General features: G+C 59.9%; 15 protein-coding genes and 2 tRNA genes. 7 read left to right on the top strand and 10 right to left on the bottom strand.

What is annotated here, in order from left to right; genetic code table 11:
- Positions 1–42 precede the first annotated feature (42 nt).
- The 4 genes from BSF79_RS09590 (at position 43) to BSF79_RS09575 (ending at position 2,786) form a co-directional block, all read left to right on the top strand.
- Positions 43–432 (top strand): MAPEG family protein, encoded by a 390-nt coding sequence (locus BSF79_RS09590; protein WP_090269715.1) that lies wholly within the window; start codon positions 43–45, stop codon positions 430–432.
- 129 nt (positions 433–561) lie between these two features.
- A tRNA-Gly gene (locus BSF79_RS09585) sits at positions 562–636 on the top strand.
- A gap of 212 nt (positions 637–848) precedes the next feature.
- Positions 849–1,808: a DNA cytosine methyltransferase gene (locus tag BSF79_RS09580; protein ID WP_090269714.1), complete on the top strand. Its 960-nt coding sequence runs from the start codon at positions 849–851 to the stop codon at positions 1,806–1,808.
- A 66-nt stretch (positions 1,809–1,874) separates the two neighbouring features.
- Positions 1,875–2,786 (top strand): NaeI family type II restriction endonuclease, encoded by a 912-nt coding sequence (locus BSF79_RS09575; protein WP_090269665.1) that lies wholly within the window; start codon positions 1,875–1,877, stop codon positions 2,784–2,786.
- Between the two features lie 119 nt (positions 2,787–2,905).
- Here the strand turns inward: BSF79_RS09575 and BSF79_RS09570 are convergent, their stop codons facing one another.
- From BSF79_RS09570 to BSF79_RS09560, 3 genes are all read right to left on the bottom strand, one after another.
- A complete protein-coding gene (locus BSF79_RS09570; RefSeq protein WP_090269664.1) occupies positions 2,906–4,873 on the bottom strand; it encodes an acetoacetate--CoA ligase in 1,968 nt (655 codons plus the stop codon).
- A 115-nt stretch (positions 4,874–4,988) separates the two neighbouring features.
- Positions 4,989–8,102, bottom strand: coding sequence for an efflux RND transporter permease subunit (locus BSF79_RS09565; protein WP_090269663.1), 3,114 nt, complete (start codon positions 8,100–8,102; stop codon positions 4,989–4,991).
- Between the two features lie 42 nt (positions 8,103–8,144).
- A complete protein-coding gene (locus tag BSF79_RS09560) occupies positions 8,145–9,287 on the bottom strand; it encodes an efflux RND transporter periplasmic adaptor subunit (protein WP_090269713.1) in 1,143 nt (380 codons plus the stop codon).
- Positions 9,288–9,421: 134 nt separating this feature from the next.
- Here BSF79_RS09560 and BSF79_RS09555 point away from each other — a divergent pair, with 134 nt between their 5' ends.
- Positions 9,422–10,117 (top strand): TetR/AcrR family transcriptional regulator, encoded by a 696-nt coding sequence (locus tag BSF79_RS09555; RefSeq protein ID WP_090269662.1) that lies wholly within the window; start codon positions 9,422–9,424, stop codon positions 10,115–10,117.
- 164 nt (positions 10,118–10,281) lie between these two features.
- On the opposite strand, the gene BSF79_RS09550 is transcribed toward BSF79_RS09555, so the two are convergent.
- Positions 10,282–10,358 (bottom strand) — tRNA-His (locus tag BSF79_RS09550).
- A gap of 44 nt (positions 10,359–10,402) precedes the next feature.
- Positions 10,403–10,885, bottom strand: a complete 483-nt coding sequence (locus BSF79_RS09545) for a GNAT family N-acetyltransferase (RefSeq protein ID WP_090269661.1) — start codon at positions 10,883–10,885, stop codon at positions 10,403–10,405.
- A 76-nt stretch (positions 10,886–10,961) separates the two neighbouring features.
- Between BSF79_RS09545 and BSF79_RS09540 the strand changes: the two genes are divergently transcribed.
- A complete protein-coding gene (locus tag BSF79_RS09540) occupies positions 10,962–11,150 on the top strand; it encodes a DUF6324 family protein (RefSeq protein ID WP_090269660.1) in 189 nt (62 codons plus the stop codon).
- On the opposite strand, the gene BSF79_RS09535 is transcribed toward BSF79_RS09540, so the two are convergent.
- The 3 genes from BSF79_RS09535 to BSF79_RS09525 all read right to left on the bottom strand — a co-directional run bounded on the left by BSF79_RS09535 (position 11,147) and on the right by BSF79_RS09525 (position 14,098).
- Positions 11,147–11,578, bottom strand: a complete 432-nt coding sequence (locus tag BSF79_RS09535; protein ID WP_090269659.1) for an MmcB family DNA repair protein — start codon at positions 11,576–11,578, stop codon at positions 11,147–11,149. The genes BSF79_RS09540 and BSF79_RS09535 overlap by 4 nt on opposite strands.
- A 718-nt stretch (positions 11,579–12,296) precedes the next feature.
- Positions 12,297–12,764 carry a hypothetical protein gene (locus BSF79_RS09530; RefSeq protein ID WP_090269658.1) on the bottom strand — a complete coding sequence of 156 codons (468 nt, stop codon included), beginning with the start codon at positions 12,762–12,764 and terminating at the stop codon, positions 12,297–12,299.
- 668 nt (positions 12,765–13,432) lie between these two features.
- Entirely contained in the window at positions 13,433–14,098 is a 666-nt protein-coding gene (locus BSF79_RS09525; protein ID WP_090269657.1) for a recombinase family protein, read from the bottom strand.
- A 575-nt stretch (positions 14,099–14,673) separates the two neighbouring features.
- Between BSF79_RS09525 and BSF79_RS09520 the strand changes: the two genes are divergently transcribed.
- Complete coding sequence (locus tag BSF79_RS09520; protein ID WP_090269656.1) at positions 14,674–15,783, top strand: hypothetical protein; 1,110 nt, start codon at positions 14,674–14,676, stop codon at positions 15,781–15,783.
- A 10-nt stretch (positions 15,784–15,793) separates the two neighbouring features.
- On the opposite strand, the gene BSF79_RS09515 is transcribed toward BSF79_RS09520, so the two are convergent.
- Together BSF79_RS09515 and BSF79_RS09510 are read right to left on the bottom strand one after the other, a co-directional pair.
- Entirely contained in the window at positions 15,794–16,291 is a 498-nt protein-coding gene (locus BSF79_RS09515; protein WP_090269655.1) for a hypothetical protein, read from the bottom strand.
- 430 nt (positions 16,292–16,721) lie between these two features.
- Positions 16,722–19,949, bottom strand: a complete 3,228-nt coding sequence (locus BSF79_RS09510; protein ID WP_139246415.1) for a hypothetical protein — start codon at positions 19,947–19,949, stop codon at positions 16,722–16,724.
- Between the last annotated feature and the right edge of the window lie 34 nt (positions 19,950–19,983).

Here is a 19,983-nt window from a genome sequence, read left to right as displayed (position 1 = left end):
GCCGCCTATGACTTTGGGGAAAGCAACACAGAGGATACCGCCATGTCTGTTACCATTACCGCGCTATACGCTGGCCTTTTGGGGCTGTTTTACGTCGGGCTGAGCCTTTGGGTGATCAAGGTGCGGGTCAAACAGAAGGTCGGATCAGGCGACAAGGGCGATCCGGTGATGCAGAACGCGATGCGGACCCATGCGAATTTTGCCGAATACGTGCCCTTTGCCCTGCTGCTGATCGGGTTGGGCGAGGCGCAGGGGATGCCGGTGGTGGGCACGCATCTTTTGGGGGCGGGCCTGTTGATTGCGCGGATCATGCACGCGGTTGGCATGGGGCGGATGCCGCATACGCCCGCGTTGCGCGGCGGCGGTGCGGCGCTGACCTTTTTGGTGCTGTTGATTGCGGCGGCGGCGAACTTGGGTCACGCGCTATTTTAACCGTGGGGACGCACCCGCAGCGCGCAGTTTGGGGCGGCGGGAAACCTTCTGGAAGTTTTTTTGCGAGAGGCGCGTTTTTCCTCTTGCGGGCATCGGTAAGAGTTTATAGATCACGGCTCACCAAAGGAAGCGGGCGTAGCTCAGGGGTAGAGCATAACCTTGCCAAGGTTAGGGTCGGGCGTTCGAATCGCCTCGCCCGCTCCAATTGGTTCCTGCATACCCAGCAGGTTAGACAAGGCCGCCTTCGGGCGGCCTTTGTGTTTTTGGGGTTTCGCACAGCAGATTGGCGCGTGGGCAGCCTTGCTCGAAATCGCCTTTGCGAGTAAGAACAAATTAAGAACACTCGTGCAATATCGAGTCGGCGGTTGATCTGGACCACCGCAACGGGTTGTATGTGCAAAAATGGGGCGGGCAACATGCTGACATCTGTAGAACTTTGCGCTGGTGCGGGCGGCCAAGCCCTTGGCTTGGAAAAAGCCGGATTCGCCCATACCGCGCTGGTCGAGATTGACAAGCATTGCTGCAACACGCTGCGCCACAACCGCCCGGAGTGGAATGTTCTTGAGGAAGATGTGCGGCTTTTTAAAGAGCGGGCTGCGGAGTACAAAGGGATGGACCTTTTGGCAGGCGGCCTGCCCTGCCCGCCGTTTTCCGTGGCCGGAAAGCAGCTTGGGGAACAGGACGAACGCAACCTGTTCGATGACGCCATTCACATCGTCGATGCGGCCCGCCCACGCGCCGTGATGATCGAAAACGTGCGTGGGTTTCTGGATGCGGTGTTCCACGACTATCGCGAGCGGCTGAAGACACAGCTGGACAAACTGGGATACAAGACCGATTGGCGGCTGTTGAACGCCTCGGATTTCGGGGTGCCGCAGCTCAGACCGCGTGTTGTGATCGTGGCGGTGCAAAAAGAGCGGGCGGATTTCTTCGATTGGCCAGAGCCAAACCCGCACAATCCCCCGACCGTTGGCGAAACCCTGCGCGATCTTATGAGCGCAGGCGGTTGGCATGGCGCGGACGAGTGGGCCGCGAAGGCCGATGAGATTGCGCCGACGATTGTGGGCGGATCGAAGAAGCACGGCGGCCCCGACCTTGGCCCCACCCGCGCCCGTGCGGCCTGGGCCACGCTGGGCGTCGAAGGGCGGACCATTGCGCCTGAGGCGCCTGATGCCTTCCACAGTGGCATGCCGCGCCTGACGGTGCCGATGGTGGCCCGCATACAGGGGTTCCCGGACGACTGGCACTTTACCGGGGCAAAGACCAACGCCTATCGTCAGGTTGGCAATGCGTTCCCGCCCCCGGTGGCGCAGGCGGTTTCGACGCAGATTTCAAAGGCGTTGCGCAAACGCGTGCTGCGGGCCGTCAGCGCCTGAACTTTCCAAACCTGCCTTGGCATGACAGGGTGCTGAGACATATGGAGTGCGTGGAGCCGTCCGCCTTTGAAAAAGACCATTCCAGAGAGCATCGTTGTCACCGGGCACCGCGACCACGATTTGCTGACAGCAATTGCAGACGAGATTAAGCAGCGCGCAGGCGGTGACGCGGCGCTGGCCGCCAAATTTTCAACGATGCTGCGCCAGTGCGTTGACGATGTGATCATGACGCCCAAAACCGGGCGCCGATCATATGACGAGCTGGAAAAGACCGAAAAGACCTATATCGGGACGCGGGTCGAGATCGAGCTGCGCGCCATGCTGCGCCTGCCCAAGGGCAAGCTGGACACCGTCATTCTTGAACACGACGTCGATATCAAGAACACGATGGGCAGCAACTGGATGATCCCGACCGAGGCCATTGACCACCCCTGTATTCTGGTGGCCGCCGACGAGGTGCGGGCCAGCTGTTTTCTTGGCCTGTTCGTCGCGCGCCCGGAATATCTGACGCATGGTCAGAACAAGGACGCGAAGAAAAGCGTTTCGGCGCTTGGATTTGCGCACATACTTTGGCTTCTGAACGACCACCCCTATCCGCCGAATTTCTGGCGCACCGTGTCGCCCGATGTGATTGAGCGGATATTCGCGGGGGCCTCGGGCAATCAGCGCATGGCCAACCTGTTTCGTGACGTGCAGCAGGAGCCGATCACGCGCGACGTGGTGGAGGCCGTGGCGCAGCAGCAAGACTTCATGCGGCGCATCCGGTCAGATAACGGCAGGGGCACGCGCGACCTTCTGGCCCGCGAGGGTATTCTGCTTCTGTCGGGTCACTACGACGCGCCGCTGATTGCCGCACTGGGTCTGCCGCCGTGTTCAGGCAGCGAGTTTGTATCCTTTCGGCCCGCGTCGGAGGCAGAGGTGGAAATCGCCGCGCAGCACGGCATCGCGCTGGACTGGACGCCGTCATCTGCCGATTAGGCGCCGATGCGGGTGGCGTATCGCCGACCAACGGCAGGGAACGGGCCATCGGAACAGCCGTGGGTGCGCCCCCCGCCGGGGAGGGGGCGAGAGGACCCCCCTCGCCCGCTTTGTCAGCGTCAGTCGGTGCCCAGATAGCGCCGGGCGAATGCGTCGTACCAGTCCAGACAACCGGGGTTTGACATGGCGTCAGCCGTGGCAACCTTGGCCATCGGCTGCCCCAGCAGGCGCTTTTTGATCGGCACTTCCAGCTTTTTACCGGTGAGCGTGTAGGGGATGTCGGGCGCGGTTTCGATCATATCGGGCACATGGCGCGGCGAAACCCGTGCTTTGAGCCCCGAAATGATGCTTTGGCGCAGCGTGTCGTCCAACACTTCGCCCTCGGCCAGTTTGAGGAAAAGGATCATGCAGGACGGTTTGCCCAGATATTCCAGATCCACCACCAGACTGTCTGCGACCTGGGGGAAATCCTCGACCACGCGGTAGATATCGGCCGTGCCCATCCGCACGCCGTGGCGGTTGATCGTGGCATCCGAGCGGCCATAGATGATCGCGCCGCCGTGCGGGGTGATCTTGACCCAATCGCCGTGACGCCAGACGCCGGGATAGGTGTCGAAATAGCTGGAATGCAGACGCTCGCCGTCATCATCACCCCACAGGTAAAGCGGCATCGAGGGCATGGGCACGGTGCACACCAGCTCTCCGACTTCATCCTCGACGGGGTTTCCCGCCTCGTCAAAGGCCAGAACGCTGGCGCCCAGAGCGCGGCACTGCATTTCGCCGACATGGACCGGCAGCATCGGGTTGCCTGCCAGAAAGGCGCCGGCAAAATCGGTGCCGCCCGCGATGGGCGCCAGCCACAGATCGTCGCGCACATTGGTATGCACCCACGCGTAGGCCTCAGGCGGGAGGGGGGACCCGGTTGCGCCCAACATCCGCAGGCGGCTTAGGTCAGCCTCGTCGCGCGGCACGACACCTGCCTTCATGCAGCCGGTGAACCACGCCGCGCCCGAGCCAAAGGAGGTCACCTCGGCCGCCTCGATGAAGCGCCACAGGCGGCCCGCGTCGGGGTAGCTTGGGTTGCCTTCGGCCAGCGCGATGGTCGAGCCCAGAAGCAGGCCCGCGACCTGAGCGTTCCACATGATCCAGCCGGTCGAGGTGAACCAGCTGAACACATCCTCGGAGGTGAGGTTGCAATGCAGCCCCTGAAGCTTGAGGTGCTCGACAATGATACCGCCGTGACCGTGCACGATCGGTTTGGGGCTGCCGGTGGTGCCAGAGGAATAGACCACCCAGAGCGGGTGTTCGAACGGCACATCGACCGGCGCAAACGCCGCATCGCCGGTCAGCAGCGGTGCCCAGTCGTGGCGGAGGATCTGCCCCGGATCAACGCCATCCGCGGCGTCCATGGTGATCCAGTGTTCCAGCGTGTCCATCCCTTGCAACAGCGCCTGCACCTCGGCGCTGCGGTCGCGCCAGACACCGCCGAAATCACTGCCAGAGGCCGTGAAGACCGCTTTGGGGGCGATCTGTCGGAAGCGTTCGAGCACGGTTGGGGCGCCCATGTCAGGGGCGCAGAGCGACCAGATCGCGCCGACGCTGGCCACGGCGAGAAAGGCCACGATCGTCTGCGGCGTGTTGGGCAGATAGCCAACCACACGGTCGCCCTGCCCGATCCCCATTCCGCGCAGGGCCTGCGCCAGATTGGCGACCTGTTGCTGCATCTCGTCCCAGGTCAGGTCGGTCAGCGTGCCGTCTTCGGCCTGATGCCGGATGGCGCAGCGATCCGGGCGAACGTGGCGCATCACCTGCGCGGCATAGTTCACCTGCGCGCCGGGAAACCAGACAGCGCCCGGCATCTGTGCGTGTTCCAGAACTGCGGTGTGCGGCGTGGGCGAGCGGACGTCGTAGAAGTCCCAGATCGCCTGCCAGAAATCCGAAGGTGACTGGACCGACCACGTCCAAAGCGCATCATAATCGGAAAACGCCAGCCCCCGCGCCGTTTGCAGCCAGCGTATGAAAGCGGCCATATTGCTGGTCTCGGACAGCGTGGCGGGCGGGGTCCAGACCCCGGTTTGCGTATTCATGATGTTCCTCCCTCGTGGCAACTGCCGCGCAATGGATCGCGCCAGAGGCCAGACATGTCAAGCAGACGCGGGTCTGCCCGGCACGCCAGAGGGTTGGGGGGGCGCGAACGCCGCCCTATTTTTTCGCCTTGCCGACCTTTTTCTGAAACAGCCGCGCGACGACCACGAAGAACAGCGGGACAAACAGGATGCCCAGAATACTCGACGAAATCGTGCCGCCCAGAACGCCCGCGCCAATCGCATTGCGCCCGCCGGAACCGGCGCCGGTGCTGATTGCCAAGGGCAGAACCCCAAGCGAGAACGCCATCGACGTCATGATGATCGGGCGGAACCGCTGGACTGCCGCGTTGCGTGCGGCCTCAAGAACGGGTTCGCCGCTTTCGTACCGGTCACGGGCAAATTCAACGATCAGGATCGCGTTTTTGCCGGTCAGGCCGATCACGGCCAGCAGGCCGACCTGAAAGAACACGCCGTTTTCATACGATCCATACCACGCGGCGCCAAGCGCCCCCAGAACCCCGATCGGCATGGCCAGCATCACCGCGAACGGCACCGCCCAGCTTTCGTAAAGCGCGGCCAGCGACAGGAAAACTGCCGCCAGAGACAGCGCATAAAGCAATGGGGCCTGATTGCCGGATTCGCGCTCTTCGAGCGACAGGCCGGTCCACGCCACATTGTATCCGGTGGGCAAATCTTTGGCCAAACGCTCGATCTCGGCCATCGCCTCGCCAGAGCTGACGCCGGGTGCGGGCGAGCCTTGAATCTGCATCGAGGGCACGCCGTTATAGCGGTAAAGCCCCTGCGGCCCATAGCTCCATGCGCCTTCGGCAAAGTTGGAGAAGGGAACCAGTCCGCCAGTAACGTTGCGCACCCGCCATTTTTCCAAATCGGTTGGGGTGGCGCGGGCCTCGGCCTCGCCTTGCACGTAGACTTTCTTGATCCGACCGCCGTCAATGAAGTCGTTCACATAGCGCCCGGCCCAAGCCACCGTCAGCAGGTTGCCGACATCGGTCGCCGACAGCCCCATCCCCCCGGCTTTGCGCCAGTCGATGTTCAGTTTGAATTGTGCCGCATCCTCGAGCCCGTTGGGCCGCGCCGACGCAATCAGCGGGCTTTGCGCCGCCATCCCCAGAAGTTGGTTGCGGGCCTGAAGCAGTTCCTCGTTGCTTTGACCGCCCCGCGCCTGAAGATAGAAGTCAAAGCCCGACACGTTGCCCAGTTCGATCACCGAAGGCGGGACGATGGGGAACACCATCGCGTCCTGGATCTGACTGAAAGCGCCGAAGGCACGCCCGGCCACGGCCTGAACGCTTTGCCCCGGTTCTGTGCGCTCGTCCCAGTCCTTGAGCTGAACAAAGGCCAGACCCATGTTCTGTCCCTGCCCGGCAAAGCCGAACCCGACGACGCCGAACATCGAGTTGATCGTTTCGGTTTCCTGCGTCAGGTAATAATCCTCGACCTGTTTCACCACGTCGAGTGTGCGTTCGGCCGTGGCGCCGGTCGGTGTCTGAATCATGGTGAACAGGATGCCCTGATCCTCGTCCGGCAGGAACCCGGTCGGGGTGCGCATGAACAGGACCACCATCATCGCGCCCAGTCCAAGATAGATCAATCCCACGCGGAACGGGCGCCGGATGATCCAGCCCACGCTGCCGCCATAGCCGCGCAGCACCATGTCGAAGCCACGGTTGAACCAACCGAAGGGACCGCGGCGGCTTCCGTGGGCATCAGAGCGTTTCAGCAAGGTGGCGCACAGCGCCGGCGTCAGCGTCAGAGCCACAACCACGGACAGACCCATGGCCGACACGATGGTCACCGCGAACTGTTGGTAAATCACACCGGTTGAGCCGCCGAAGAATGCCATCGGGATGAACACCGCCGACAACACCATGGCAATCCCGATCAGCGCGCCGGTAATCTGGCCCATGGATTTGCGCGTCGCCTCGCGCGGGTCCAGCCCTTCTTCTTCCATGATACGCTCGACGTTTTCGACGACCACGATGGCGTCATCGACCAGCAGACCAATGGACAGAACCATGGCCAGCATGGTCAATGTGTTGATGGTGAACCCGGCCGCCGCCAGAATACCGAAGGTGCCCAGCAGAACCACCGGCACCGCCAAGGTCGGGATCAGCGTCGCCCGGATGTTCTGCAAGAACAGATACATCACGAGGAACACCAGAATGATCGCCTCGATCAGGGTTTTGACCACCTCGTCGATCGAGATCTCAACGAAGGGCGTGGTGTCATAGGGCACCACGTATTCCACGCCTTCGGGGAAGTACTCGGCGAATTCATCCAGCTTGGCCTTGACCGCTTCGGCGGTGTTCAGCGCGTTGGCGCCCGGCGCCAGGCTGATCGCCATACCGGCGGAGGGGCTGCGGTTGAAGCGCGCGATGGTGCTGTAGCGTTCTGCGCCGATCTCGACCCGCGCGACATCATCCAGCAGCACCAGCCCGCCGTTGGTTTCCGCACGCAGCACGATCTGCCGGAAGTCCTGTGGGGTGCGCAGCAAGGATTGCGCGGTGATCGTGGCATTCAACTGCTGCCCCGCAACCGAGGGAAGGCTGCCGAACGCCCCGGCCGAGATCTGGGCGTTTTCCGCAGAGACGGCGTTTACCACATCTTGCGGTGTCAATTCGAACGCGGCCAGACGCGACGGGTCTAGCCAGATGCGCATGGCATATTGCGCGCCAAACACCCGTGCACTGCCCACGCCTTCGATCCGGCTCAGCTCATCGACCAGCGTGGTGATCATATAGTCGGCAAGGTCGACCTCTTCATATGTCCCGTCTTTGGAAATCAGAGAAATGACCATCAGGAACCCCGAGGTCGCTTTCTGCACCTGCACGCCCTGACGCTGCACCGGTTCGGGCAACAGCGGCGTGGCGCCCGACAGTTTGTTCTGCACCTGCACCTGCGCGATATCGACATCGGTACCAGTTTCGAACGTCAGTTCGATCGTGGCAGTGCCCGCCGAGGTAGAGCTGGACGAAATGTAGCGCAGCCCATCAAGCCCGGTCATCTGCTGTTCGATCACCTGGGTCACGGTATTGGCCACGGTTTCCGCCGAAGCACCGGGGTAGCTTGCGTTCACGCTGACCGCAGGCGGCGCGATCTGTGGGTATTGCGAAATGGGAAGGCTGCGGATGGCCAGCACCCCCACCCCCATAATCAGGATCGAGATGACCCAGGCAAACACGGGGCGATCAATGAAGAAACGGGCCATATAGGGGGCTCCTGTCGGATGAGGTCAATTGGCAGTCAAAGATCAGTCGGTTGCTTTGACGGCATTTTCTGCGGCACGCTCTTGCGGCGCGACAGTCGCGCCCGGTCCGGTTTTTTGCAGACCTTCGACGATAACGCGGTCGCCGGGGTTCAGCCCCTCGCTGACCACCCATTCGGCGCCGCGATCCTGAAGCACGGTCAGTTGCCGCTCTTCGACCACGTTGTCGGCGTTGACGACCCAGGCAACCGGTCGGCCGCGGCGATCGCGCGTCACGCCCTGTTGCGGGGTCAGGAACACGTTTTCCATCACCTGCGTCGGCATTTCGACCTGCACATACATGCCGGGCAGCAGAAACTGGTCTGGATTGGCGAATTGCATCCGCAGCACGACAACGCCGGTTTGCGGATCCACATGCGGCTCTGCCGCTGTCAGCGTGCCGGTCTGATCAAAAACCGAGCCATCCGCCAGCGTCAGCTTGACCGTCTGGTTGGCATTGCGCAGTTCGTTTTCAGTATGGCCGCGGCGCCAGCGCAGAAGGTTGGCCGCCGATTGGGTCACATCGACGTTGACCGGGTCGAGGTTGCTGATCACCGCCATCGGGGCGGCCTGACTTGCGGTCACAAGCGCACCGGGGCTGATGCGGGACAGGCCGATTTCGCCCGACAACCGTGCGCGAATCGTTGTGCGTTCCAGCTCGATCTCTGCGGCTTTGCGCATGGCCTGTGCCACTTGAAGCGCTGCTGCTGCGGCATCGCGGGCCGACAGTGCGTCGTCCAGCGCCTGTTGGCTGGTCACGTTGCGCGACTGCAATTCGCGGCGCCGCTCGGCATCGGTTTCGGCCAGATCAAGCTGCACCTGCGCCTGCCGGACAGCAGCATCCGCCTGCGCCAGACCGGCCTCGTAAGAGGCGCGGTCGATCAGGAACAAGACATCGCCCTCCTCGACCCGGCCGCCTTCGGTGAACAACCGTTCGGTGATGATCCCGTTGACCTGCGGTCGCACTTCGGCCTCGGCCGAGGCATGCACCCGCCCCGGCAATGTCGAGGTCAGCGTGACCGTCTGCGGCTGCACCGTCACGACGGTCACTGCGGCTGGAGGGCGCTGCGCCTGCGCCATCGCGGCGCTTGCACCAAAGAGCGCCAGCATGGTGAAAACCAACCCGAACCGGCCTTTTGACTTTATCATGCTATTCAGCTCCTGTGCGTCGGCCCCTTGCACAGAGACCCGTAATCAAGTTATAAAACCATTCGGTTTCTTAAGTCAGCTTCCGGCCCTGCGCAACCAGATAATTTTCACTCACACTGACATAGAGACATTGTATGACAACAGATAACACGGGATCTGGAAACGCCAAGGCGGGACGGCCAATTGCCCTGTCCCAAGACGCGCGACGCGAGATCATTCTGGATGCACTTGATGATGTTTTCACCGAAGCTGGCCTGAAAGGGGTCAGTATGGCGGCAATTGCCCGACAAGCGGGCATGTCCAAACGTACACTATATGAAATTTTCAGTGACCGCGCGGCATTGTTTCTGGCCTATCTCGACCGGGTAAGCTGTGAATTCGTGCGCCCGCTGGACGACGAGGCCAAGACCAAACCGCTGGCGGTACGGCTGCGCCTTTTGATTGCGCCGGGACCATCGGCGCAGGCCCGGTTCGAGTTGCCGCTGGCCATCATACGCTCGTTGATTGTCGAGGCGCCCGAGCGCCCGGATGTGGCACGAGCGCTGGCGCAGAGCGGGTACGCCGACACCCAGAATGCCGTAAAGGCCGAGCTGGATCGCGGCGTGCAGCGGGGTGAGATTCGCATTTCCGACACCGAGACCGCAGCGGCCATGCTGTTGGATATGATCCGGCCCTGCGCCGTACCGGCGCTTCTTGGCGAAACGAAAACCTTGGACAGCGCAATATTGACCGCACGATTCGATCTGGCGCTGAAGGTGTTTTTCGGCGGCATTGAGGACGGAGACGACGGGGCGCTTCCCCTTGGTCATTCGGATTCGGACATCGGATAGCCCTGCCCCGCCCTGCTGGCGCCTTTGGCGCGGCGGATCAACCGGGTGGTGCCGTGATCGTGCTTTGCCTGCAACCATCGCGCTGTGAATGCACAGGCCCACGTGCGCATATTCGCCTTTAAGATCAGGCGATTACGTCACACTATATTCATGAAGATGTGAAATGGTACCACCTCCTGGTCTCGAACCAGGGACCTCTTGATCCACAATCAAGCGCTCTAACCAACTGAGCTAAGGCGGCACTGGCGCTGGATTTAACGCCGGTGTCTGATGATTGCAAGCCCGTTAAAGGTCAATTTCCCAGCTTTGTTCAACCAGATCGACACCGAAATTATGGACCGGAACCGAAGAGGTCAGCCGCCAGCCGGTTGCGGCGTAAAGCGCGCAGGCGGCGGTGTGGCTTTCGTGGGTCCACAGCACCATGCGTTGATACCCGCTGTTGCGGGCATAGGTCATGCAGGTGGTCAGCAGGCGCAGGCCCAGCCCTTTGCCACGCGCGGCGGGGGTCAGCAGGAACAGGCGCAGCTTGGCGGTTCGGGCATCGTCGCGGACGCAAAAGATGCTGCCAAGGCGCTGACCGTTCTGTTCGGCGATCCAGGCGCGTTCGCCGCTGGGGTCGTGGTCGCGGATATAGGCGGCAAGGATTTCAGCCACCAGCGCCTCGAATGTTTCATCAAAGCCTTCGGCATCGGCATAAAGCCGGGCGTGCTGTTCAATCAGCCAGCCCGCATCTCCAATCCTGAGGTCGCGTAATGTTATCGTATCCATTGGGTCAGCAAACCCCGACCCGGCTTGCCAATCAAGTGCAAAAGCGCTAGCTGAGGCCGGATTCAAGGAGACGAAAATGGGTATCGACACGGAACGCGACATCGAGGCAAACCTGCAAATCGGCCCGACGGACCTGGGCATGGTGCGGATTTTCATCGAGGCCCAAGGCATTGAAATCCCCATGGATTTCGACCCTGAAGAGGCCGAGGACATTGCAGAGGAAATCCGCGCGGCAGCGCAAGCGGCACGGGCGTTGAAACGCTAAAGACGCGGATCGCGCAGCGCATGCAGGCGGCGCGCGGCGTGGGTGGCGAATTTATGCGTCAGCACCTTGCGCCGCGCCGGGGCCAATTTTGAACAGGGCCCCATACGAATGATTTCGGCCCCATATGCATCGGCGATGAACAGGCCGGTTTCGTCGGGCAGAATCTCGGTCGGGAAATCTGCGCCCACCGCCCAGAAATAGCGATCACACCAGTCCAGATAGGCCTGCCATTTCGAATCCGACTGGTAATCGGCGCGGCTGGATTTACACTCGATCACCCAGATTTCACCCTTCGGCCCCAGCCCCATCACATCAACGCGCAAGCCGCGAGCGGGCACGAATTCCTCTATGGAAACAAAGCCATAGTCGGAAAGGTGGCGGCAAACGCCACGCGCAATCATCTGTCCGGGTTGAAGAATTTCGGCCATGCGCAAAGTATGAACAAAAGAAGAACGAACGCAAGCCCTTGTCGAAGCCCACCCGGAGGACTAGATGTGAGGGCGGCGGGTTCTGCTCTTCGCGTCATACGGTAGCATTCCAGTGGCCTTAAGCAATTCCGAGGGAGCTGGCTCTGTTCTGGTCCTGGCCTGATTACCTGGCGCCCACCTGTACAACAGGTCCTCGGGAATGAGATTACCAGACGGTCGCTGCGGGCCCGCCACTTTCCCGCTTTTGTGTCCATTCGGCTGTGCACGGGACATGCACACCGCATACACATCCGATGCATATGGGGTCGCGCGGCAACACAGCGCGCGGACGAGCCTTTGCAGAGCAGTTTTCGTGCGGCGGGATTTGGGAAAAGCACCAACGGCCATTTCATTGCGCAGCTTGATTGCGCGAGGCGTCAAAGAGCTTGAAATCTGGAAAGTGTATTTTGGTGCGGTCGAGAAGACTCGATTTTGGAAAAACTTGGCGAAAGTCCATTTAAGTATATGATTTTTATCGCTTTTGTGAATAGCGCACGTCAGCACTGTGACACAGTGTGTAGCACTTTCTGTAACACAAAACCGGACTAGTTTACGGTCATGCATCAGGCCCGATTCGGGTTAGCTGTAGTCCAGAGACTCCCGATTCACCCTTTCCCATGGTCGGATGCGAGGAAGGGCGGCGTCTAGCCGCCCTCTACCATTTTGCGGATCGTATGGCCTACAGATTCAGCTTATCCAGCATCTTCTGAATGCGCATCGCGGGCATATCGTCCAACATCTTCTGAATGCGTACATGCGGAAGATCGTCATACAGCTTCTGCAACCTGACGTGTGGCATGTCTTCATACATCTTCGCGAGCTTCATCGTCGGGGACTCTTCGATGGTGCGCAGCACATCCAGCGTAGACAGATTCCGTTTGACGACTCGCTGCGGCGGACGGTTGCGCTCTGCATGGCGCTCACGCGCCTCCGCCATTCGATCTTCCTTTTGCACGCTCCACTTTTCATGCAAGCGCCTGCGGAAAGCCTCTTGCTGTCGGTAGTCAGAGATTCCCAACTCGCCCGCGATTGCCATGATGACGGAGTTTGCGGATTTTTCAGGAGTGCGCGTCAGCGCCTCCGCGATGCGATCTAGATACGGCCCATCCGGGTAGGTGCTGCCCTTCGGGCGTCCACGCTTTGCCATGTCGTTTCCTTTGCTCGACTGTTTCGATGGGGCTAACTTCGGGGCTGGTGGGCCGTCTGTCAGCGAAGATAATAGTGCCCAGCCAAGAAATCTGTGAGATTAATTTGGCGTTTTGTGAGGAAAAAGGAAGGCCGCGCGGGTTTTCTGTGAGAATAATTCTCCGCGCGCTATTCGCTAACTTCTGTCGCGCCAGAGACGATATTGACGGCGGGTCTGTCTTGTTAACCGTCGCTTACAATGCTGGTCATTTAGGGAAATATTGCTGACCTATTTTTGTAGAATTGCTAACTTTTGCGCAAACAGTGTTTATTAACAGTTGATTGAAATTTCGCTCAACCTTGTTTTTGTAGTTTCGCACGGCTCAAGCGCATCTGGCGGCACAGTATACGATAACAAATATTGCTCTATCCTCTACATGTGGCAGCCGAGCCGCTTTTGGGGGGCTACCGTACCCCAGCCGTTGGGTCCCCAGAGTTCGATTCTAAGGCCCCCTTACGGGGGCAGCGCTCACACTACACAGCCTGACAGCGCGAAGGCTCTGAGCAAGCCTCTCCGAGCCTCTGGCAGGCGGGCCGCCGTGGGTCTGGCAGGCTAAAATGCGCCAAGCAAAATGTATGCCGAGCCGAGCAAGACGATTGCGACGATGGATGTGGCGAGTTGCACGGCTGTCATCTGCCCCACTTAGACAAAGCCGCGTCAGCGGCGTTCGGGTCAGCCTTGATACGCAAGATTGCTTGTCTCGAAACTCCACACTCACGCGCCAGTGCCGCGACATTTGCCCCCTCTGGCGCGTCCAGTGCAGACACGATCTTGTCGAAGGTAGCACGGTCATAGGAAGGCGCACGGCCTTTGTAGCGGCGGGTTGGGTCATCGGATGTTAGAGCCGCGTCAGCGGTCCTCTGGTGGTCGATACCGGCGCGCTGAGCGGCCTTGGTAGCTTCCGCCTGCGCCTGAGCCGTTGCCGCCATGAAGGATATCAGGCTGTCTCTCACTGCCTTCTGAATTGGGTCTGTGGTGGCCCCGTCGAAGGTGAATTTGTTGATGACGGTCTTGATGACCACGCCCGCGTCCATGAAGGTTTGGATGGTCTTTTTCACATCGTCATAGTCGCGGCCCAGCCGGTCTACCCAGCGCACCACAAGCGTATCGCCCCGGCGCAGTAGATCGAACAAGCGCCGCGCTTCCGGGCGTTCCGCAAAGGGGACAGAGACGCCGGAGACGCCTTCATCCGCGACAACGCGGTCAATCTTGAAGCCTTCGTTCTCGGCTTGGCTTCTTTGGTGTTTCGACGTTTGGTCCGCTGTCGAGACGCGGGCGTAAAGGATGGTTTGCATGGCTGAAACTCCGTATGTGTCCGTAAGGGTGTTGATCGTTAGATGCCATGTCCGTTGGTGATTCGATACCCTTACGGACACATATTTCGGGCATTTCTTGGAGTCTTTTGAGGTATAGCCTAGCGGACGGGTGCTCAGAGCACGTGCGGGAACGGTATCGCGGCGCGTCACACTGACGTGCCACCCGCTGACGCGGGCCGTATTGCCCTATCCAATCGACAGAATGCCCAATATCGCCAATGGCTTGGAAGGTACGGCGCGTGGCGCGCGTCAGATAGCGGGTTGACTGGCCATAGGGGCGGTGCTGCGCTCAGAGCGCGGGGCGGGGAGCGCCATAGAGAAAATGGGCGATCACCAGAAAAAATTGGGCGTGGGTGTGTGCTCTGAGCACGCCCGCGTTAGGACACCTGTCGGTGTCAGCCGACCGGGTGCTCTACAAAAAATGAAGGATCACCAAAAACGGAGTCCCGTTGAATAAAAACGCTCGCCTGTCGAAGCAACGGACGCACTGGTATCGCAACACGTCCATCACTATATTGTGTGTAAAGCGGTGCGGCGAAGGCAAGGTTTAGCAGATGAGCGATGAATCCGACGACAAGCCCGACGATCAAAATGGCGGCGTGAGCCGCCCCAAGGGATTCGACATTTCCAAGCTAGAAGTGGAAATGAGCGATGAAGAACGCGCGGCGGCAGATGAACGCTTGCGGGAACAGTTCAAGGAATTGTCGGAAGGCAGCGCGATCATGAAAGATGCCTTGCGTGGCATCGGCGGAGTCGGCGCTTTGCAGGACGCGATGGCATCTATGAACAGCTTTCAGGACGCAATCAAGGCCAGCGGTATCAACAGTATTCAGGATCAAGTCCGGGACGCCATGAGCGGATTAGCGGCAAGCGGTATCCAAGACCATATGTCCGCCCTGACGGGCGCAGGCATGGATCATCTGAGAGCCGAACGGGAAGCGATGGAGGAAGCCCGGAAAGCGGCACTGGGGGGCTTGCCAGAGGGCTATATGGACAGTCTGACGGGGGCTTCTGGCGCAGCCGCGTTAGCGGCGTCCGGTCTGCAAGATCGGATGCGTGGTCTTGGCTTGGGTGAAGACTCCTCGTTCTCGCGCATAGCCGCCGGGATTGCGGAGCAACAGAGTGTCTTGGATCAGATGCATCAGGACAGGCTGGAAGTGGCCCCGGCCTTCCGTGATATTCACATTCCTGAGAACCCGCTTATCGAGACAAACAAGCGGCTCGAAAGGATTGAGCGGCGGTTTGACCAAATCTCGCAAGTTGCCGAAACTTCTGCGCAGACAGCGACAGAGCTACAGCTTGCGGCGGCGGAATTTCTGAAAGACTTCAAGGAAGCTGCATCGAAGAACGATGAAGCGGCGGCAGATGCGATCCAGCTAGGCAAGCGCGCCATGTGGGCCGCGATAGTCATTCCATTCCTTGTGTTCGGTGCCCAATTTGCGGCCAATGCCTTCATGCCGAACCCGCAAGCTGAGGCCCTTCAACAGACCATTACCGGCCTACAGGCGGAGATTGACGCGATGCAGGCCGCTGACGCGGCGCAGACAGAACGCTTGATAGATGCTATCGCGGCGTCAGATGAGGCCACGGCGGCGGCGATCTTGGAAGGTCTGAGGGCATTGCAAGCGGCTGCCGCGTCAGCGGCGGAGCTTCCATCGGAGTGATGGTCGCGTGTCACAACCCGGATAGTTGGCAGACCCGTTCCCATGCCGGACCAGCATTGACGATTGAAGCGTCTGATTCATTGAGGGCTGGGTGAGCAAAGGCCGCGAAGAATGGCGTGAAGCCCACATAGGCCCCCATCCTGTTTTTTGCGTTCACAAGCCCGCAAGCGAAGATGATAGATTGGTCGCCGTTCGACCCGTAGCGTACACGACGAAAATCGGCTGAATAAGGGTCGATTAGATATTCTAGAAATTGGTTGCGAAGTGTTTCTTCCAAATATCCAGTACCCTCCACTCGGCTCATGCCTGACGGCTCCCGGATACTTCTTGGGCCAGAAGACGATATTTCGAGCACGCGTATGCTCATGAACGCGAACGCCGTCCTCACGTGGGTAGTGACGTAGTCATCAGGGAAATCTTGCCGCAATGGGGGTAGATCATCAGCTAGGACTGACGACGCAGTCATTGATACCAAAAAAGCGGCGCGGGCGATCATCATGCGGTTCATGAAGTGATGCTTAACCGAATAATCTGGATAACCCAGAAAAAATTGTAGCTTGGATGCAGACAGTCACTGGAAGGCGCGTTTTTTCGGCAAGGTGGTAGGTGGTAGGTTGTAGGTGGTAGGTCCGCCGGGGCGGCGTCGCGTGGGGAAACATATGTTTTCTGCCCATTTCGAGCGAAGGGCAGCCGTAGTGCCCCAAAATGGCATGAAAACATATACTTCCTGCTGTCAGTCTGACACCCCTAGAATCGAGGAACCTACCACCTTAAATCGAAAATTTCCTTGTAACATACTGTAAAACAACAATAATTCAAGGTGGTAGGTTGGTGGTAGGTCCCTGACGGGACAGACCCTACCACCTTGCGCGCGCCTTCCAAGGTGGTAGGTCCCTCTTCACCAAGGGACCTACCACCTACCTACCACCAAGCCCCCATCATGATTTTTCGGTGTCGGTCGTCACACGGTCCAGCGCTTTGAGCGCGTACAGAGCACCGTTACGCTCATAGACCTTTTCCAGAACATACCGTTTCCGTAGGTGTTCCTTCTCTGTCTCCGCTTCGCCCCACTCGCGCACGGTCCCCGTGATGTCCGCCAGCTTCTGGGCCACCGTCTTCTTGGCGCTGCTTGGGTACGTGGCATCCCCGTCTTCGAGCACATAGCCCCAGTGCTTTATTGCGATAGCCCCAGTATTCAAAAGTTCCATGATCGACACCACACGCGCGCCAGCGTGCTTGAACGGTTTCCGGTCCCCTTTCGGCCCTACCTCTTTCGGCGGGGCTTCGTTACCGCTGACGCGGAACACAGTTGGCTGCTTGTTGTGCGCCTCAATCATCGCGTCCAGCAACGCATGCTCCGGGTTCGTGCTCGCCACGGTCGCACGCATCTTCGCCGCGTTGCCCATGAAGCCATGAACGCCCGCCGCTTCCAGAATTCCGCCTATGACGGCGGCGTGTCGTTCAAAACCGCCAAGGCAGTCGCCCTGCCACTCAGGACAGCCCTTGGCTATCCAGTTCTGCACAAGGGTCAGAAGGCAGTGATAGTAGTGGCCCGCGTTAGCGGGGGCATGGCTGGAAAGATCGTACTTGAACAGAGCCTTGTCGCGTTTCCCCGGCTTTTCCATCTGCGGGTCGATTTCGACCAGCAACGCCCTTTCCGCCAGTTCCTCGGACAGTGCCGTGCGGTTGCCCGTACCGATCCACGCCGCAGTGATCTTGAGCCGCACCATGACCGAAACACCCAAGCGCCGCCCCTGATACTCGGGCCATGCCGTGATCGCCGCCGCCAGTTCGCCTGACTCAATCTTCCCATCGTCGGGCAGGTTGTCGAAGAATACGTAACCCGGTCCCGCGTCTAGAGTTGCGACGATTGTCTTGGACACTTCCTCTTTGGAGGCCGGGAAGGTCTGAGGGATGGCATAGTCCAGCGTCCCTATCTTCGTTGCCACGCTGGTAGCCAAGGTCGCGCCGCTACGCGGCTTGTCCTTCCGAAACATGTGCAATGGCGTCGGTCCTTCGATCATGGCACGACACATGGGCGTCAACGCAACCGACAGTAGGTGACAAAGGGACGGTACATCATCGCCATTCTCAATCGCCGCCTCTAGTTCGTCGCGCGTCATCGCGTCTAAAGGGAAGTCTGCGAACAGGTCCACAAGATCATCAACGCAGGTGAAAACTTCGTCCTCTGTAGGCTGGGCTGACGGTGGCGCGATCCTCACGCCGCTCTTGGGCTGGTAGTATAGCCCCGTATTCGGATGGTATCCCGGCGTTGTCACCAGCGTCTTGTCCGCGCCGAATACGGGCGCATGCGTCACGCGATGCAGCGCCGGGTACCCCGTCAAAGGTTGCTGGTAGACGTAGTTGACCAGTCCATTCGGCGCGTCCTTCACTGCACCTTCGCTCATGAAATCCATCCGGGCTTCCATCCGCGCCTTGAACACGTCCTTCCCTACATCTTTCATGCTCAGGTTTTCGTGTTCGTCCTCTGCGATTTCGACCATGCGTCCGCCGTTGTGGAACAGGCTGGGCGGGTCTTGTTCCACCATGACCGCGAGCGCTTCCTCGCGCGCCGCGCGGTAGTCATCGTCCACGGCGATGAGCGGAAAGTCACCGTTCTGCGTCTTTGGCGTGCGCAGATGCTTGAGCATCTTGCGCACCTCGGCAATGGGCAGGCCGGAGGCCGTCTTTAGCCGCTGCGCCAGTTCTTCGAGGATGACAGGCGACAGAGGCCCGCTGACGCGGGCTATCAGATCATCAATCGCTTCTTGCTCTGGCGCGTCGCCAAGCTGCGCAACCGCCTCGGTAACGTGTTCACGCTTCTCAAGCGTGATTAGCCCCGCATCTTCTTTTTCTTCTGGCGTCAGACGGTTGTACTTCTCGCCTGCATCGTCGTCGGGTGGCAGAAGGTAGCCACTGTCCAGAATGTCGTCCACCGATAGATCGCCGTTGTCGATGTATCCGGCGAGGAAGTCAGCGGTCTTACGTTGCGCGCATGAAGCGTGCATGCACTTGATGATGGCGTAGCCGTGCTCTGACTGGTCTGCATCCACGGCGAAGGTTGCCGTATCGTCGGCACTGTCTGTATGCTCATGATTGAACGGGCAAACGGTGTGAAACTTCCCGCCCCCGTTCTGTGCGTTGGCGGACGTACCCAGACCATGACCTTCGCAGAGTTCCGCTAGTAGCATGCGCTTGCCGTAGTCCTGATAGAGGCGGGTCGCGTTGGTGCCGTCTTCACAGATCGCGTCGGGACGCCGCTCTGCGGCGTAGCTTCCACCTTCGCTGCCATTGATCGCGAATGGGTCGGCGTCGATCTTTACTTCACCCCACGTCAGCGGCGGCGCTTGAAAAATCACCGTCTGGTGCGGCGCATCTTTCTTGTGGGCGGGGCGGTAGAAGAACCGGGACGGGTCTGTGCAAGCTTCATCTATGATGACACCCAGCATTTCGCCAAGGGCAAGCACCGTCGCCTTGTAAGCGTCCAATGCCGCCTTCTGTGTCGCGCCAAGGTCGCTGATTTTCTTTGCTTCTTTGAGAGGGAAAATCACGCGCATCTTGGGGATGGGCGGCGTCTTGACGATGATCTCCCAGCCGTCCTTGGCCTCTTTGTCGATCTCCAAGACTTCTGATCCGTCGCAGATGTGAGGCGCGGTGTTCTTCTTTTCACGCATGTAGCGCTGCACGTCTGCGGTGGTCGGATCGCCGTCGCACTTTGTGTGCTTCACCACTTCGTCAAATTTCAGGGTCGCGCGTTCTGTAAGGTGACTGTGCGTCGTGTAGATGATCGCGGCGCGGTCAAGTTTCTCGACCAGTTCTGTAACTTGGTCAAATGTGTGGTGGCCGGTATCGAGGTCCAGCGCCAGCGCCGCAACAGACGTGACCGCGTTCTTCCGGCGGTAGGTGTTGCAAGCGCCAAAAACGGTGCCGGGGCCATCTTTTCGCGGCGTCTGTGCGTGGATGGATAGGCCCCACTTATCATTGTCTCCGACGATCCAGTCTACCCAAGGTCGCGTCTCTGGGTCCCATTTGTCGTCGCGGGTGCCCCTGCGTTTTCCGGTGTACACTTCCCCTGCGGTCAGCGTGGCAGGGGTTCGCATGAGTTCTTCAAATTCGGGGCAATCGTTGCCCAGCAAGATTGCGTCGTTTATCTCTTGAATTTTCACAGAGGCGCTACGCGCCCCGTGTTCAATTTTGTCA

Source organism: Thalassovita taeanensis, assembly GCF_900110775.1.
Taxonomy (GTDB): Bacteria; Pseudomonadota; Alphaproteobacteria; order Rhodobacterales; family Rhodobacteraceae; genus Litorimicrobium; species Litorimicrobium taeanense.
The sequence above is the reverse complement of the archived record's forward strand: the minus strand, read 5'-3'. Positions and strand labels throughout refer to the sequence as shown.